At 69.3% G+C, this 16,318-nt stretch carries 17 protein-coding genes; 14 read left to right on the forward strand and 3 right to left on the reverse strand.

What is annotated here, in order from left to right; genetic code table 11:
* Positions 1 to 29 precede the first annotated feature (29 nt).
* Positions 30 to 671 (reverse strand): PadR family transcriptional regulator, encoded by a 642-nt coding sequence (locus tag AB0I12_RS40025; RefSeq protein ID WP_359940872.1) that lies wholly within the window; start codon positions 669 to 671, stop codon positions 30 to 32.
* Between the two features lie 56 nt (positions 672 to 727).
* Between AB0I12_RS40025 and AB0I12_RS40030 the strand changes: the two genes are divergently transcribed.
* A complete protein-coding gene (locus tag AB0I12_RS40030; protein ID WP_359940875.1) occupies positions 728 to 1,552 on the forward strand; it encodes a GNAT family N-acetyltransferase in 825 nt (274 codons plus the stop codon).
* Here AB0I12_RS40030 and AB0I12_RS40035 read toward each other — a convergent pair.
* A complete protein-coding gene (locus AB0I12_RS40035) occupies positions 1,545 to 2,159 on the reverse strand; it encodes an MBL fold metallo-hydrolase (protein WP_359940877.1) in 615 nt (204 codons plus the stop codon). The genes AB0I12_RS40030 and AB0I12_RS40035 overlap by 8 nt on opposite strands.
* A 2-nt stretch (positions 2,160 to 2,161) precedes the next feature.
* A complete protein-coding gene (locus tag AB0I12_RS40040; RefSeq protein ID WP_359940880.1) occupies positions 2,162 to 3,442 on the reverse strand; it encodes an isochorismate synthase in 1,281 nt (426 codons plus the stop codon).
* 60 nt (positions 3,443 to 3,502) lie between these two features.
* Between AB0I12_RS40040 and AB0I12_RS40045 the strand changes: the two genes are divergently transcribed.
* The 13 genes from AB0I12_RS40045 (at position 3,503) to nuoK (ending at position 16,314) form a co-directional block, all read left to right on the forward strand.
* Positions 3,503 to 4,216, forward strand: a complete 714-nt coding sequence (locus AB0I12_RS40045) for a demethylmenaquinone methyltransferase (protein WP_359940883.1) — start codon at positions 3,503 to 3,505, stop codon at positions 4,214 to 4,216.
* A gap of 154 nt (positions 4,217 to 4,370) precedes the next feature.
* On the forward strand, positions 4,371 to 5,684 hold the full coding sequence (locus AB0I12_RS40050) for a geranylgeranyl reductase family protein (RefSeq protein WP_359940886.1): 1,314 nt from the start codon (positions 4,371 to 4,373) through the stop codon (positions 5,682 to 5,684).
* Positions 5,685 to 5,792: 108 nt separating this feature from the next.
* Positions 5,793 to 6,152, forward strand: coding sequence for an NADH-quinone oxidoreductase subunit A (locus AB0I12_RS40055; RefSeq protein ID WP_355694469.1), 360 nt, complete (start codon positions 5,793 to 5,795; stop codon positions 6,150 to 6,152).
* A gap of 1 nt (position 6,153) precedes the next feature.
* Positions 6,154 to 6,708 (forward strand): NADH-quinone oxidoreductase subunit B family protein, encoded by a 555-nt coding sequence (locus AB0I12_RS40060; protein ID WP_359940889.1) that lies wholly within the window; start codon positions 6,154 to 6,156, stop codon positions 6,706 to 6,708.
* A complete protein-coding gene (locus tag AB0I12_RS40065) occupies positions 6,705 to 7,412 on the forward strand; it encodes an NADH-quinone oxidoreductase subunit C (RefSeq protein WP_359940892.1) in 708 nt (235 codons plus the stop codon). Before AB0I12_RS40060 ends, AB0I12_RS40065 begins: the two co-directional genes overlap by 4 nt.
* Entirely contained in the window at positions 7,412 to 8,764 is a 1,353-nt protein-coding gene (locus AB0I12_RS40070) for an NADH-quinone oxidoreductase subunit D (protein ID WP_359940894.1), read from the forward strand. Before AB0I12_RS40065 ends, AB0I12_RS40070 begins: the two co-directional genes overlap by 1 nt.
* The gene (nuoE, locus tag AB0I12_RS40075; RefSeq protein WP_359940897.1) at positions 8,765 to 9,592 is read left to right on the forward strand and encodes an NADH-quinone oxidoreductase subunit NuoE; all 828 of its coding nucleotides are present in this window, start codon (positions 8,765 to 8,767) and stop codon (positions 9,590 to 9,592) included.
* Positions 9,593 to 9,594: 2 nt separating this feature from the next.
* A complete protein-coding gene (gene nuoF, locus AB0I12_RS40080) occupies positions 9,595 to 10,896 on the forward strand; it encodes an NADH-quinone oxidoreductase subunit NuoF (RefSeq protein ID WP_359940900.1) in 1,302 nt (433 codons plus the stop codon).
* The gene (locus tag AB0I12_RS40085; protein WP_359940903.1) at positions 10,893 to 13,331 is read left to right on the forward strand and encodes an NADH-quinone oxidoreductase subunit G; all 2,439 of its coding nucleotides are present in this window, start codon (positions 10,893 to 10,895) and stop codon (positions 13,329 to 13,331) included. The genes nuoF and AB0I12_RS40085 overlap by 4 nt, the downstream gene beginning before the upstream one ends.
* Entirely contained in the window at positions 13,328 to 14,641 is a 1,314-nt protein-coding gene (nuoH, locus tag AB0I12_RS40090) for an NADH-quinone oxidoreductase subunit NuoH (RefSeq protein WP_359940906.1), read from the forward strand. The genes AB0I12_RS40085 and nuoH overlap by 4 nt, the downstream gene beginning before the upstream one ends.
* A complete protein-coding gene (gene nuoI, locus AB0I12_RS40095; protein WP_359940909.1) occupies positions 14,634 to 15,182 on the forward strand; it encodes an NADH-quinone oxidoreductase subunit NuoI in 549 nt (182 codons plus the stop codon). The genes nuoH and nuoI overlap by 8 nt, the downstream gene beginning before the upstream one ends.
* Positions 15,179 to 16,018: an NADH-quinone oxidoreductase subunit J gene (locus tag AB0I12_RS40100; RefSeq protein ID WP_359940912.1), complete on the forward strand. Its 840-nt coding sequence runs from the start codon at positions 15,179 to 15,181 to the stop codon at positions 16,016 to 16,018. The genes nuoI and AB0I12_RS40100 overlap by 4 nt, the downstream gene beginning before the upstream one ends.
* On the forward strand, positions 16,015 to 16,314 hold the full coding sequence (gene nuoK / locus AB0I12_RS40105) for an NADH-quinone oxidoreductase subunit NuoK (RefSeq protein WP_130384807.1): 300 nt from the start codon (positions 16,015 to 16,017) through the stop codon (positions 16,312 to 16,314). Before AB0I12_RS40100 ends, nuoK begins: the two co-directional genes overlap by 4 nt.
* Positions 16,315 to 16,318: the final 4 nt, after the last annotated feature.

A 16,318-nucleotide genomic window follows, 5' to 3' on the forward strand; every position in this document is an offset into this window, starting at 1 on the left:
GGCCAGTGTGACTAATCAACTTTGACTAGTCAATCTTGATTATCGCGCTCGGGGGCGTCCGGGATCTTGCCCCAGTGGGTCACCATGCCCGGGTACGGCTCCCAGTCGGCGGGCTCGCCGGCGAAGGCGTAGGCGCCGCCGCGGATCCGGTCGAGGAACTCGCGGGTCCAGCGCAGTTCGCCCTCGTCGCGCGCCTTGGTGATCCGGAACATCTCGACCACGTGGTTCGGCGTCCCGGGGTCTTCCTGGATCTGGCGCTCGGCGAACGGCTCCGACTTGAGCCAGGACTCGATCTGGGTGATCCGCGCCTCGAGTGCCGCGATCACCTCGTCGCGGCGCAGCGACCACAGGAAGCTGATCGTGGCCTGCATCTTGTCGGGATGGAACCCGTCCACGGTCCACAGCATGCCGCGCAACAGCGAGAAGTACTCCGTCTCGCCGTCCGCGGTCAGCTTGTACGACGTACGCCCGGGCCGGTGCGCGCCGTCCTGTTCCAGCTCCTGCAGGTACCCGTGCTTGGCCAGGGTCCGCAGGCCGGTGTAGATCGAGCCGGGGTTGATGTTCGCCCAGTTCTCCACCTGCCACGTCATCAGCTCGCGCCGCAGCTGGTACCCGTACGCCGGCTGGAAGATCCGCACGACGCCGAGCAGCAACAACCGCGTGGTGGACATGCCCGCAGTGTAAATCCGCAGGACCGGCCGGGCGCCGCAGGCGTACGCTCCAGGACATGGACGTCCGGGTGACGAGTGATCCGCGTGCCTTCGAGCAGACCGCATTCCCTTTCCTGCAACAGGATCCGGTGCTGCACAACTTGGTCATGACCGTCGTCCACGAGCGGGTGACGGGCCGGATGCGCGACGCCGAGCCGGCGTTCTACGTCTCCGTGCACGACCCGGACGTGGTCGGTGTCGCGATGCGGACCCCAGGACGTTACGTGTACCTGGGTGCGCTGCGCGAGGACCTCGCCGTACCCGTCGCCGACGCGTTCGCCGGTGTGCTGCCGCAGGAGGTCCCCGGCGTCGCGGGAGATCGACCCGTCGTGACCGCGTTCGGCGAGCGGTGGCGGGAGCATCGCGGCGGCCGGATGGACGTCGTTCGTGGCACCCGGCTGCACAAACTGATGGAGCTCACCCCGGCCGCGGCCGACGCCGGTGGCCCGCGGCTGATGACCGCGGACGAGGTCGACCTGGTCGCCGGGTGGGGCAAGGACGGGTTCGCCGAGGAGCTGCGCATCGGTTACCGCGAATGGGCCGAAGGGCACCTCGAGCACCGGACCCTGTGGATCTGGGAGGTCGACGGCGAGCCGGTCAGCATGGTCGGTTTCCACCGGCCGGTGTTCGGCGTCAGCCGGGTCGGCCCGGTCTACACGCCTCCGGACCGGCGCCGGCACGGGTACGCCGGCGCGCTGACCAGCCACGTGACGGCGCTGATCCTTGCCGACGGCAACCAGGCGTGTCTGTTCACCGACCTCGCCAACCCGACGTCGAACAAGATCTACCACCAGGCGGGCTACCGCCCGGTGGCCGACTTCGTCGAGGCCGAGCTCAGCTGAGCTCGAGGGACTGGCCGGGGGCCAGGCCGTGGTACGGGCGGCCGCCGGCTTCGCCGATCCAGCGCTTCATCATGCCGAGGCCGATGTCGCTGAGCAGGGCGTTGTGAATGCCGACGGTCTGCTCCGCCTTGACCGAGCGTGCGTACTCGACCGCCGCCGGCAGTGCGAACCACGGGCCGGAGATCGGCACCAGGTTGGTGTGCACCTCGCGGTCCGGCCGGGTGAACGAGTCACCGGGGTGGTAGACCGCGTCGTCGACCAGGTACCCGATGTTCTCGCACGGTACGCCGAGCTCCGGCAGGATCACCGCGTGGTCCTTGCCGTAGGCACGGACCGCGAACCCGGCCGCGTCGAAGGACTGACCGTCCGACACCACCGTGACCCGCTCGTCGCCCAGTTGGCCCGCGACACCGGCGGTGGTGAAGATCGGCGCCTGCAGCCCACGCAGCCGCTCGACGTCGACGTGGTCCGGGTGCTCATGCGTGATCAGCACGGCGTCCGCGGTCTCGAACGCGGCGTCCTCGCTGAACGTTCCGGGATCGATCAGCAGCACCTTGCCGTCCTTCTCCAGCCGGACACAGGCATGTGCGAACTTCGTCAGCTTCACCCTCAGTCTCCCAACGCGTCTCTCATCGGAACCAGCTTGGCGTTCGTCTCGGCCAGTTCGGCGTCCGGGTCGGACCCCGCGACGATGCCGGCGCCGGCGAACAGGCGCATCCGGCGCGGGTCGTCGGAGTCGGCCTGGCCACAGCGCAGCGCGATGCACCACTCGCCGTCGCCGGCGGCGTCCATCCAGCCGACCGGTCCGCTGAACCGGCCGCGCTGCATGCCCTCGATCTCGCCGATCAGGTCCCGCGCGACCGGCGTCGGCGTACCGCAGACGGCCGCGGACGGGTGCAGCGCGGCGGCGAGGCCGAGGGCGGAGGCGCCGTTGTTCGCGACGCCGGCGACGTCGGTCGCCAGGTGCATCACGTTCGGCAGGTGCAGCACGAACGGGGTCTCCGGCACGTTCATCGACGTACAGTGCGGCTCCAGCGCCTCGGCCACCGACCGGACCGCGAACTCGTGTTCCTCGAGGTCCTTCGAGGAACGGGCCAGCGACGCGGCCAGCGCCAGGTCGTGCGCGTCGTCACCGGTGCGCCGGATGGTCCCGGCCAGCACGCGGGACGTGATCAGGCCCTTCTCCCGGCGGACCAGCAGCTCGGGAGTGGCGCCGATCAGGCCGTCGACGGAGAACGTCCAGCAGTTCGGGTACGCCGTGGCGAGCCGGTGCAGCGGCCAGCGCTGGTCGATCGGCTGCTCGGCGATCGCGATCAGGTCGCGGGCCAGCACCACCTTGTCGAGCTCGCCGGCGGTGATCCGGCGGACCGCGTCGGCGACGATGCTCGACCAGTCCGTACCGGTCCGGGCGCCGTCGGCGAACGTCACGCCGAACACCGGGGACGGCTCGTGCCTGACCAGCTCCGGCGGGGCCGCCAGCGAACTGGCCGGCGAGATCGTGGTCACCCAGGTGGTGTCGCCGCGCCGGCCGACGATCACCTCGGGCACCACCAGCTCACTCGGGTCGGAGTCGGTGAACCCGAAGGACCCGAAGCAGACCAGCCCGGAGCCAGGTACGCCGATCTCGTCGCGGACCACCGCGGCGCCGGTCAGTTCCCGCCACCAGGTCACGGCCTGCTGGAAGCGATTGCCACCGGCAACGTCCAGCCGGGCGGCGACGCCCCAGCCGACGTGGCCGTCGCCACGCCGTACCCACGCGAGTCCGCCCTCGGCCGGCAGATGGTCGAGCAGGTGCGCCGACACCCCGTCCACCGGCTGACTGCGAACCACCAACTGCGGTGCGGGGCCTCGGGTCGCGAGGGCCGCACGGCTACCTGGAGATGCACTCACGAGATGCAAGCGTATGCCTCCTGTCGGCCCGGCCTCACCCCGCGTGATGAACTAGACAGCGTGACGCGCGCAGATCTCAGCAAGGACCCGCAGGCCGTGGCGGCCATGTTCGACAACGTGGCCGAGGGGTACGACCGGACCAACGCGGTCGCCACCATGGGGCTGGAGAAGCTGTACTGGCGGCCCGCGACGCTGGCCGAGATCGCGCCGCGGAAGGGGCTGAAGATCCTCGACCTGGCGGCCGGGACCGGCGCGTCGAGCATCAACCTGCGCGAGGCCGGCGCCGAGGTGGTGTCCTGCGACTTCTCGGTCGGCATGCTCCGGGTCGGCAAGCGCCGGCACCCCGAGCTGGACCTGGTCGCGGGTGACGCGCTCCGGCTGCCGTTCGCCGACGACACGTTCGACGTGGTGACGATCTCCTGGGCGCTGCGGAACGTGAACGATGTGGCCGCCGCCCTGCGGGAGATGCTGCGGGTCACCCGGCCGGGCGGGCGGCTCGTCGTCCTCGAGCAGTCGCACCCGACCTGGAAGCCGTTCCGGGTGGTGTACCTGGAGTACATGATGCGGGCGGTACCGGCGGTCGCGAAGGTGGTGTCGACGAATCCCGAGGCGTACGAGTACCTCGCGGAGTCGACCCGGGCGTGGCTGCCGCAGGAGCCGCTGGCCCGCGCGATCGAGGACGCCGGCTGGACCCGGGTGCAGTGGCGGAACCTGACCGGCGGCCTGGTGGCGATCCACCGCGGGGTGAAGCCGCGGCAGAATCCGGCCAGTTAATTACGCAACGGAACTTAAGCGAAAATCGCTTGTCCGCAAGGGGGTTGGGGCGAGTTTCGTGTCCGCGTCAGGCAGTCCTAGACTGTCGAGTGAAGAGGGTTCGTGAATGCCTTCACGAGCGCACAACGCCCCCCAACATCCAGGCCGGGAAGAGATGAGCCAGAGCGTGCCGAGCGGGCAGCAGGCGGAGACCGCCGATGTGATCGTCGTCGGCGCCGGACCCGCCGGATCGGCGGCGGCGTACCACCTGGCGAACGCCGGACTGGACGTCCTGCTGCTGGAGAAGACCGCGTTCCCGCGCGAGAAGGTCTGCGGTGACGGCCTCACCCCGCGCGGCACCAAGCAGCTCATCAACATGGGCATCGACATCTCCGAAGCGGCCGGCTGGATCCGGAACTACGGTCTGCGGATCCAGGGCGCCGGGCACGTGCTGCAGCTGGACTGGCCGGATCTGGCCAGCCACCCGAACTACGGCCTGACCCGCAACCGGATGGACTTCGACGACATGCTCGCCCGGCAGGCCGTCAAGGCCGGGGCGCGGCTGCGCGAGCGGACCAACGTCAGCGGGCCGATCCTGGACGACCGCGGCCACATCGTCGGCGTCACGGCGAAGCCGGTCGACGACAACGGCCGGCGGGCCGGCGACGACCTCGAGTTCCGGGCGCCGCTGGTGATGGCGGCCGACGGCAACTCGTCCCGGCTGAGCATCGCGATGGGCCTGCACAAGCGCGACGACCGCCCGATGGGCGTCGCCGTTCGGACCTACTTCACCAGCCCGCGGACCAACGACGACTACCTGGAGTCCTGGCTCGAGCTGTGGGCCGACGACCCCAAGCAGCCGGGCCAGCAGGTGCTCCTGCCGGGGTACGGCTGGATCTTCGGGATGGGCGACGGCACGGTCAACGTCGGGCTCGGCATCCTGAACACCTCCGACGCGTTCGGCAAGGTCGACTACGCCGACCTGCTGAAGGCGTGGCTGCGGAACACGCCGCCGGAGTGGCAGTTCACCGACGAGTTCCAGACCCTCCCGATCCGCGGGGCCGCGCTGCCGATGGGCTTCAACCGGCAGCCGCACTACACCCGCGGCCTGATGCTGCTCGGCGACGCCGGCGGCATGGTCAACCCGTTCAACGGCGAGGGCATCCCGTACGCGATGGAGTCCGGGGCGTTCGCCGCCGAGGTCGCCGCCCAGGCCCTGCGCCGGCAGCCGAACCAGCGCGAGCGCGCGCTGTCGGCGTACCCGAAGGCGCTCAAGCAGGAGTACGGCGGTTACTACACGCTCGGCCGGATCTTCGTGAAGCTGATCGGAAATCCGGAGGTGATGCGGCTGTGCACCAAGTACGGTCTGCCGCGCACCACCCTGATGAAGTTCACCCTGAAGTTGCTGGCCAACCTCACCGACCCGCGCGACGGCGACGTGATGGACAAGATCATCAACGGCCTCACGAAGCTCGCTCCCGCGGCCTGAATACGGCGGGGCGAGTGAGCTGAGCCACAGCGCAACTGATAACACAGTCCTGGTACAGGGCTGACCCGATAGACAGAACCAACCGGCTGAAGGAGGGAGCACGCAGCGATGCACCCCTACACACCGATTCTCGCTCTAGGTGTGCTCGCGGCGCTCTTCGTCGCGGGCAGTATCGCCGTCAGCGCGCTGGTCGGCCCGAAGCGCTACAACCGGGCCAGGCTGGACTCGTACGAGTGCGGCATCGAGCCGACCCCGCAGCCGGTCGGCGGCGGCCGCTTCCCGGTGAAGTACTACATCACCGCGATGCTGTTCATCGTGTTCGACATCGAGATCATCTTCCTCTACCCGTGGGCGGTCGCTTTCGACCAGATGGCGCTGTTCGGGCTGGTCGAGATGGTCATCTTCATCGTCACCGTCTTCATCGCGTACACCTACGTGTGGCGCCGCGGCGGACTGGAGTGGGACTGACATGGGTCTTGAGGAACAGCTTCCGGCCGGCGTGCTGCTGAGCACCGTCGAAGGACTGCTCGGCTACATGCGCAAGGCCTCGTTGTGGCCGGCAACCTTCGGGCTGGCCTGCTGCGCCATCGAGATGATGACCACCGGCGCCCCGCGGTACGACGCCGCGCGGTTCGGCATGGAGGTCTTCCGGGCCTCGCCGCGGCAGGCCGACCTGATGATCGTGGCCGGCCGGGTGAGCCAGAAGATGGCTCCGGTGCTGCGCCAGATCTACGACCAGATGCCCGGCCCGAAGTGGGTGCTGGCGATGGGCGTCTGCGCGTCGTCGGGCGGCATGTTCAACAACTACGCGATCGTCCAGGGCGTGGACCACGTCGTACCGGTCGACATGTACCTGCCCGGCTGCCCGCCGCGGCCGGAGATGCTGCTGGACGCGTTCCTGAAGATCCACGACCAGATCCAGAACATGAAGCTCGGCGCGCACAAGAAGGCGCTGCAGACCGAGCAGGAGGCCGCGGCCCTGACCGCCGCCCCGACGATCGAGATGAAGGGTCTGCTGCGGTGAGCGACACGCAACCCGAGAACCTTCCCGCGACCTCTGCGGCCGGGGACGCCCAGACTCCGGGCGCCGAGGTGATCGACCAGCGCGAGGGCATGTTCGGCGTCCGCGGCACCGGCGACACCTCCGGCTTCGGCGGCCTGCGCCGCCAGGTCGCGCTGCCGGGCAGCACCCCGCGGCCGTACGGCTCCTGGTTCGACGGTGCGGTGGACCGCCTCGAGGACCTGGCCGCCGACGGCGCGATCGAGAAGGTCGTCGTCGACCGCGGCGAGCTGACGCTGCACGTCAAGCGCGAGAACCTGGTCGAGGTCTGTCAGCACCTGCGCGACGACGAGGCGCTGCGGTTCGAGTTCTGCTCCGGTGTCAGCGGCGTGCACTACCCGCACGAGACCGGCCGGGAACTGCACGCGGTCTACCACTTCATGTCGATCACCCACAACCGCCGGATCCGGCTGGAGGTGGCGGCGCCCGACAGCGACCCGCACATCCCGTCGATCGTCGCGGTCTACCCGGCCAACGACTGGCACGAGCGGGAGACCTGGGACTTCTTCGGCATCGTCTTCGACGGGCACCCGGCCCTGACCCGGATCCAGATGCCGGACGACTGGCCGGGTCACCCGCAGCGCAAGGACTACCCGCTCGGCGGTATCGACGTCGAGTACAAGGGCGCTGTCATCCCACCGCCCGACACGCGGAGGTCGTACAACTGATGACCCAAACACAATCGACACCGTCAGACCCGTACGCGACCACCCGGGACACGACCGAAGGTCGGGTCTTCACCGTCACCGGCCAGGACTGGGACTCGGTCGTCTCCGGTCTCGGCGAGGAGCCGGAAGAGCGCGTCGTCGTCAACATGGGCCCGCAGCACCCGTCCACGCACGGCGTGCTCCGGCTGATCCTCGAGCTCGACGGTGAGAACGTGACCGAGGCCCGCTGCGGCATCGGCTACCTGCACACCGGCATCGAGAAGAACATGGAGTTCCGCTCCTGGACGCAGGGCGTCACGTTCTGCACCCGGATGGACTACCTGTCGCCGTTCTACAACGAGGCGGCGTACTGCCTGGCGGTCGAGCGGCTGCTCGGGATCGAGGACCAGATCCCGGAGAAGGCCAACGTGATGCGGGTGCTCCTGATGGAGCTCAACCGGATCAGCAGTCACCTGGTCTGCATCGCCACCGGCGGTATGGAGATCGGCGCGCTGACCGTGATGACGATCGGCTTCCGCGAGCGCGAGAAGACCCTCGACCTGTTCGAGCTGATCACCGGCCTGCGGATGAACCACGCGTTCATCCGGCCGGGCGGCGTCGCGCAGGACCTGCCGCCGGGGGCGCTGGACAAGATCCGCGAGTACATCACGTGGATGAACCGGCACCTCAAGGAGTACGCCGAGCTCTGCAACGCGAACCCGATCTTCAAGGCCCGGCTGCAGAATGTCGGCTACCTGGACCTGGCCGGCTGCATGGCGCTCGGCATTTCCGGCCCGACGGTGCGCTCCACCGGCTACGCGCTGGACCTGCGCAAGAGCCAGCCGTACTGCGGTTACGAGACGTACGACTTCGACGTGCCGACCTGGGACTCCTCGGACTCCTACGGGCGGTTCCGGGTGCGGCTGCAGGAGATGCACGAGTCGCTGAAGATCGTCGAGCAGTGCGCCGACCGGCTGGAGAAGATGGACGGTCAGCCGGTGATGGTCGCCGACAAGAAGATCGCCTGGCCGAGCCAGCTGGCCGTCGGCGCCGACGGGATGGGCAACTCGCTCGACCACATCAAGCACATCATGGGCGAGTCGATGGAAGCACTGATCCATCACTTCAAGCTGGTCACCGAGGGCTTCCGGGTGCCGGCCGGTCAGGCCTACGTGCCGATCGAGTCGCCGCGCGGCGAGATGGGCGCGCACGTCGTCTCCGACGGCGGCACGAAGCCGTTCCGGGTGCACTTCCGTGACCCGTCCTTCGCAAACCTGCAGGCGATGCCGATCATGTGCGAGGGCGGCCAGGTCGCCGACGTGATCGTCGCCGTCGCCAGCCTTGACCCGGTGATGGGTGGAGTGGACCGCTAAATGGCCGAGAACCACACGACTGCTACCGACAAGACGGTGCCATACAGCACCGGCGACTCGAAGATCACCGACGCCACGCTCGCCGAGATGCGCGAGATCGCGGCCCGGTACCCGGTCGCCCGGTCCGCGCTGCTGCCGATGCTGCACCTGGTGCAGTCGGTCGAGGGCCGGGTCACCCCGGAGGGCATCGAGGCCTGCGCCGACCTGCTCGGGTTGACCGGCGCCGAGGTGTCGGCGGTGGCCACCTTCTACACGATGTACAAGCGCCGCCCGGTCGGCGACTACCACGTCGGCGTCTGCACCAACACGCTGTGCGCGGTGATGGGCGGCGACCTGATCTTCGACCGCCTCAAGCAGCACCTGGACGTCGGCAACGACGAGACCACCGAGGACGGCAAGATCACCCTCGAGCACCTCGAGTGCAACGCCGCCTGCGACTACGCGCCGGTGATGATGGTGAACTGGGAGTTCTTCGACGACATGACGCCGGAGTCCGCGACCCAGCTGGTCGACGACCTGCGCGAGGGCAACGAGGTGAAGTCGCCCCGCGGTGCGACGGTCTGCACCTGGCGCGAGGCGGAGCGGGTGCTGGCCGGCTTCCCGGACGGCCGCGCGGACGAGGGCCCGACCGGCGGCAAGGCCTCGCTGGCCGGCCTCCGCCTGGCCCGCGAGCGCAACTGGTCGGCGCCGGGCGGCAACGGCGGCGGCTCCGGCCGTGCGGCCGAGACCACGGTGTCGCCGGAGGCGGCGGCCGGTCCGCGGCCGTCCGACCAGCCGGGCAAGGAATCGCAGGCAGTCGACGGTGACGACTCCCGGAAGGAGGACTGACGATGCTGACCCCCGTACTGTCCGACAACTGGGACCAGATCAACGCCTGGCAGCTCTCGTCGTACCAGCGAACCGGCGGGTACGACGCGCTGCGCACGGCGTTGCGGATGGAACCGGCCGACGTCGTCGCCGCCGTCAAGGACTCCGGTCTGCGCGGCCGCGGCGGCGCGGGCTTCCCGACCGGGATGAAGTGGTCGTTCATCCCGCAGGACAACCCGAAGCCGAAGTACCTGGTCGTCAACGCCGACGAGTCCGAGCCGGGCACCTGCAAGGACATCCCGCTGATGATGGCCTCGCCGCACACGCTCGTCGAGGGCGTCGTCATCGCGTCCTACGCGATCCGCGCGTCGGTGGCGTTCATCTATGTCCGCGGTGAGGTCCTGCACGTGATCCGCCGGCTGCAGCAGGCGGTCCAGGAGGCCAAGGACGCCGGCTACATCGGCCAGAACATCCTCGGCAGCGGCTACGACCTCGACGTGGTCGTGCACGCCGGCGCCGGCGCCTACATCTGCGGCGAGGAGACGGCGCTGCTGGACTCGCTCGAAGGTCGTCGCGGTCAACCCCGTCTGCGTCCTCCGTTCCCCGCGGTCGCGGGCTTGTACGGCTGCCCCACTGTCATCAACAACGTCGAGTCGATCGCATCCGTTCCCGTCATCCTCAAGAACGGCGCGGACTGGTTCTCCTCGATGGGCACCGAGAAGTCCAAGGGCATGACGCTGTACTCGCTGTCCGGGCACGTCACCCGCCCGGGGCAGTACGAGGCGCCGCTGGGCATCACGCTGCGCGAGCTGCTCGACCTGGCCGGCGGGGTCCGTGAGGGCCACCAGCTGAAGTTCTGGACGCCGGGCGGTTCGTCGACGCCGCTGCTGACGTCGGAGCACCTCGACGTCCCGCTGGACTACGAGGGCGTCGGCTCGGTCGGTTCGATGCTCGGCACCAAGGCGCTGCAGATCTTCGACGACTCGGTGTGCGTGGTGCGCGCCGTGCTGCGCTGGACCGAGTTCTACAAGCACGAGTCCTGCGGCAAGTGCACGCCGTGCCGCGAGGGCACCTGGTGGCTGGTGCAGATCCTCGAGCGGCTGGAGAAGGGCCAGGGGTCCGAGGCGGACCTGGCCGAGCTGCTCGACCTGTGCGAGAACATCACCGGCCGGTCGTTCTGCGCGCTGGCCGACGGTGCGACCGCACCGATCGCCAGCTCGATCGCGCACTTCAAGGACGAGTACCTGGCGCACTTCGAGAACGGCGGCTGCCCGTTCGACCCGATGGCAAGCACTGTCTTCGCGACTGCTGGAGCTAGCGCATGACGATCCAAGCGAACCCGCCGGCCGGGTCCGAGGTGGAGCGCACCGATCTGGTGACGGTCACCATCGACGACATCGAGGTCAAGGTTCCGAAGAACACCCTGCTGATCCGGGCCGCCGAGCAGATCGGGATCCAGATCCCGCGGTTCTGCGACCACCCGCTGCTCGATCCGGTCGGCGCCTGCCGGCAGTGCCTGGTCGAGATCACCGACGCCGGGAACGGCCGGGGAATGCCGAAGCCGCAGGCCTCCTGCACGATCACCGTCGCCGACGGCATGGTGGTCCGGACCCAGGTGTCCTCGCCGGTGGCCGACAAGGCACAGCACGGGATCATGGAGTTCCTGCTGATCAACCACCCGCTCGACTGCCCGGTCTGCGACAAGGGCGGCGAGTGCCCGCTGCAGAACCAGGCGATGAGCAACGGCGCCGCCGAGTCCCGGTTCCACGAGTCGCACGGGATCAAGCGGACCTACCCGAAGCCGATCAACATCTCGGCCGAGGTGCTGCTGGACCGCGAGCGCTGCATCCTCTGCGCGCGTTGCACGCGGTTCTCCGAGCAGATCGCCGGTGACCCGTTCATCGCGCTGATCGAGCGCGGCGCGCTGCAGCAGGTCGGCATCTACGAGAAGGAGCCCTTCGAGAGCTACTTCTCCGGCAACACGATCCAGATCTGCCCGGTCGGTGCGCTCACGAGTGCGGCGTACCGCTTCCGCTCGCGGCCGTTCGACCTGGTGTCGGTGCCGTCGGTGGCCGAGCACGACTCGTCCGGTGCCGCGATCCGGGTCGACTACCGGCGCGGCAAGGTGATGCGCCGGCTGGCCGGTGACGACCCGCAGGTCAACGAGGAGTGGATCTCCGACAAGGACCGGTTCGCGTTCCAGTACGCGAGCACCGGCGACCGGCTGACCCACCCGATGATCCGGGAGGACGGCGAGCTGCGGCCGGCGTCCTGGCCGGAGGCCCTGACCGTCGCGGCGGAGAAGCTGAACGCCGCGCGCGGCAACGCCGCGGTGCTGACCGGCGGCCGGCTGCCGCTCGAGGACGCCTACGCGTACTCGAAGTTCGCGCGGGTCGCGCTGGGCAGCAACGACATCGACTTCCGGGCCCGCCCGCACTCCGCGGAGGAGGCGGACTTCCTCGCCGCCGCGGTGGCCGGCACCGGCCTCGGGACGACGTTCGCGGACCTCGAGAAGGCCGGCTCGGTGCTGTTCGCCGGGTTCGAGCCCGAGGAGGAGGCGCCGTCGGTGTTCCTCCGGGTCCGTAAGGGCGTGAAGGCGCACGGCACCAAGGTGTTCACGATCGCGGCGTACGCGTCGCGTGGTGTGGAGAAGCTCGACGGCGTCGTCGTGCACGCGTCGCCGGGCACCGAGGCCGCCGTGCTCGCGGATCTCGGCAATGCCGGCGAGGCCGGGGCCGCTGCCCGGGCCGCGCTCGGACCGGACTCGATCATCGTCGTCGGCGAGCGGCTGGCCGCGGTGCCGGGCGGGTACTCGACGGCGCTCCGGCTCGCGCTCGACACCGGCGCGCAGCTGGCCTGGATCCCGCGCCGTGCGGGTGACCGGGCCGCGCTCGAGGCCGGCTGCCTGCCGGGCCTGCTGCCCGGTGGCCGCCTGGTCAGCGACCCGCAGGCGCGGGTCGACCTGCAGGCCGCCTGGGGTGTGGAGAGCCTGCCGGCCCAGCCGGGCAAGGACCTCACCGAGATCGTCCGGGACGCCGGATCGCTGCAGGCGCTGGTCGTCGCGGGTGTCGAGATCGACGACCTGCCCGACCCGGCCGCGGCGCTGGCCGCGCTCGCGGCGGCGCCGTTCGTGGTCAGCTTCGAGGTCCGCAACTCCCAGGTGACCGAGTACGCCGACGTGGTCTTCCCGGTCGTACCGCCGGTGGAGAAGTCCGGCACCTTCGTGAACTGGGAGGGCCGCGAGCGGCCGTTCCCGGTCGCGCTGAAGGTGCCGGCCGCGATGCCGGACGTCCGCGCGCTGGCCGCACTGGCGCAGGAGATGGGCCGCTCGCTCGGCTTCAGCACGCCCGATGGCGCGAAGCGGGAGTACGACGAGCTCGGCCGCTGGGACGGCGACCGGGCCCAGGAGCCGACGTACCAGGCCGGCCCGGCCCTCGGCGCGTTCGACTCCACCCGGCTCGCGACCTGGCGGATGCTGATCGACGACAGCCGCGCCTGCGACGGTGAGCCGCATCTGACCGCGACCGCGCGCAAGCCGGTCGCCCGGATCTCGCGCACCACCGCGCACCGGATCGGTGTCGCCGACGGCGACGAGCTGGCGGTGAGCACCGACGCCGGATCGATCCGGCTGCCGGTCGTCATCACCGCGATGACCGACAACGTGGTCTGGTTGCCGACGAACTCGGCCGACTCGCACGTGCGCCGGTCGTTGCACGCAGACCATGGCTCGATCGTGACGATCGCCGGAGGGAACGCATGAGCTCCATCCCACTCGCGGTACCGGACGCCGGGGTCGGGCACGACCCGTGGTGGGTCATCCTGATCAAGGTCCTGTTCATCTTCGTCTTCCTCGTGGTGCTGACGCTGTTCAACATCTGGTGGGAACGCCGGGTGGTGGCGCGGATGCAGCACCGGATCGGCCCGAACGTGCACGGCCCGCAGGGTCTGCTGCAGTCGCTGGCCGACGGTGTGAAGCTGATGCTCAAGGAAGACCTGATGCCGAAGGGCGTCGACCGGCTGGTGTTCGTCCTGGCGCCGGCGATCGTCGCGGTGCCGGCCTTCCTCACCTTCGCGGTGATCCCGTTCGGGCCGACGGTGAAGATCCCGTTCACCGACACCTACACCCGGCTGCAGCTCACCGACCTGCCGGTCTCGGTGCTGTACGTGATGGCGGTCGCCTCGATCGGCATCTACGGCATCGTCCTCGGCGGCTGGTCGTCGAACTCGACGTACTCGCTGCTCGGCGGTCTGCGCTCCAGCGCGCAGATGATCTCGTACGAGGTCGCCATGGGCCTGGCGCTGGTGACCGTGTTCCTGTTCGCCGGCTCGATGTCCACCTCGGAGATCGTCGCGGCGCAGTCGCACCAGACCGTGCACTTGTTCGGGGCCGACATCCCGCTGCCCGGGTGGTACGCGTTCCTGCTCTTCCCGTCGTTCGTGATCTACGTGGTCTCGATGGTCGGCGAGACGAACCGGGCGCCGTTCGACCTGCCGGAGGCCGAGGGTGAGCTGGTCGCGGGCTTCCTGACCGAGTACTCCTCGATCAAGTACGCGATGTTCTTCCTGGCCGAGTACATCAACATGGCGACCGTGTCCGCGCTGGCCACCACGCTGTTCCTGGGCGGCTGGCGGGCGCCGTGGCCGATCTCGCTCTGGGACGGCGCGAACTCCGGCTACTGGCCGGTGCTGTGGTTCATGGGCAAGCTGATGGGCTTCATCTTCTTCTACATCTGGCTGCGCGGAACGCTGCCGCGACTGCGCTACGACCAGTTCATGAAGCTCGGCTGGAAGGTCCTGATCCCGGTCTCGCTGTGCTGGATCCTGCTGGTCGCCACCGTCCGCGCGGTCGGCCGGGAGACCGATTTCAGCCGGACGACGCTCCTGGTCGCGGCCGCGATCGTGCTGGTGCTCGCGGTGCTCAGCATGTTCGCTCCGCAGAAGCCCAAGCCCGAGCAGGTCACCGAGGCGGACCGCGCGAAGGACTTCGACGCGTTCGCCGGCGGCTTCCCGGTGCCACCCCCGATGGCCGTCAACACTCCGAGCCGAAGCGAGGAAGCCAGCAATGGCTAGTGTCAAAGAGTCCCTCTGGGACCCGGTAGCCGGGTTCGGGGTCACCTTCCGGACGATGTTCCGCAAGGTGTTCACCGAGCAGTACCCGTTCGAGAAGAAGCCGACCGCGCCCCGGTTCCACGGCCGGCACCAGCTGAACCGCTGGCCGGACGGTCTGGAGAAGTGCATCGGCTGTGAGCTGTGCGCGTGGGCCTGCCCCGCGGACGCGATCTACGTCGAGGGCGCGGACAACACCGACGGCGACCGGTTCTCGCCGGGCGAGCGGTACGGCCGGGTGTACCAGATCAACTACCTGCGCTGCATCCTCTGCGGCCTGTGCATCGAGGCGTGCCCGACCCGGGCGCTCACGATGACCAACGAGTACGAGCTGGCCGACACCAGCCGCGCGTCCCTCATCTACGAGAAGAAGGACCTGCTGGCGCCGCTGCTCCCGGGCATGCAGGAGCCGCCGCACGAGATGCAGCTGGGCAAGACCGAGAAGGACTACTACCTCGGGCTCACCGGCGCTGCGGCCAAGGCCGACGGGAGTGACGCCAAATGATCGGTCTCGTCACCGGCCCGCAGGTCGCGTTCTGGATGCTGGCTCCGGTCATGATCCTGGCCGCGATCGGGATGGTGCTGGTCCGCAAGGCGGTGCACTCGGCGCTGCTGCTGGCGACGGTGATGATCTGTCTCGCGGTGCAGTACGCCGCGCAGGACGCGCCGTTCCTGTTCGCCGTCCAGATCATCGTCTACACCGGCGCGATCCTGATGCTGTTCCTGTTCGTGCTGATGCTGGTCGGCGTCGACGCGTCCGACTCGCTGGTCGAGACGATCCGCGGTCAGCGGCTGCTCGCCGGGATCGCGGCCCTGGGCTTCGGCGTCCTGCTGGTCGCCGCCGTCGGCAACGCGGTCTACGGCAACCCGGTCGGCCTGGCCGCCGCGCAGCCGGACGGGAACCCGAAGGCCATCGCGAACCTGCTGTTCAGCAAGTACGTCTGGGCCTTCGAGGTCACGTCGGCGCTGCTGATCACCGCGGCGATGGGCGCCATGATGCTGGCCCACCGCGAGCGGCTGACCAAGAAGCGCACCCAGCGCGACCACGCCGAGGACCGGATCCGCAAGTACGCCGAACAGGGCATCCACCCCGGCCCGCTGCCGACTCCGGGTGTGCTGGCCCGGCACAACGCCGTCGACACCCCGGCCCTGCTGCCGGACGGGTCGATCGCACCCACCTCGGTTTCGCGCGTGCTCCAGGCACGTGGCACCGTGTTGCCCGAGGCCGAGGAGCGCGCGGACATCGAAGAGGTGCGCGAGCTCGACCTGGGCGAGGCGTACCCGTCCGAGGCGGAGAGCACCGACACGACCGGATTCGTCGGCGAGGAGGACAAGAAATGACGACCGAGCCGTACATCGTGCTCGCGGCGATCCTGTTCAGTATCGGCGCGCTCGGCGTGCTGGTCCGCCGCAACGCCATCGTCGTCTTCATGTGCGTCGAGCTGATGCTGAACGCGACCAACCTCGCGTTCGTCAGCTTCGCCCGCCAGCACGGCAACCTCGACGGCCAGATCGCCGCCTTCTTCGTGATGGTGGTGGCCGCGGCCGAGGTCGTGATCGGGCTGGCGATCATCATGGCCATCTTCCGCACCCGTCGCTCGGCCTCGGTCGACGACGCCAACCTGCTCAAGTACTGAGGTA

Source organism: Kribbella sp. NPDC050459 (genome assembly GCF_040655315.1).
GTDB lineage: Bacteria > Actinomycetota > Actinomycetes > Propionibacteriales > Kribbellaceae > Kribbella.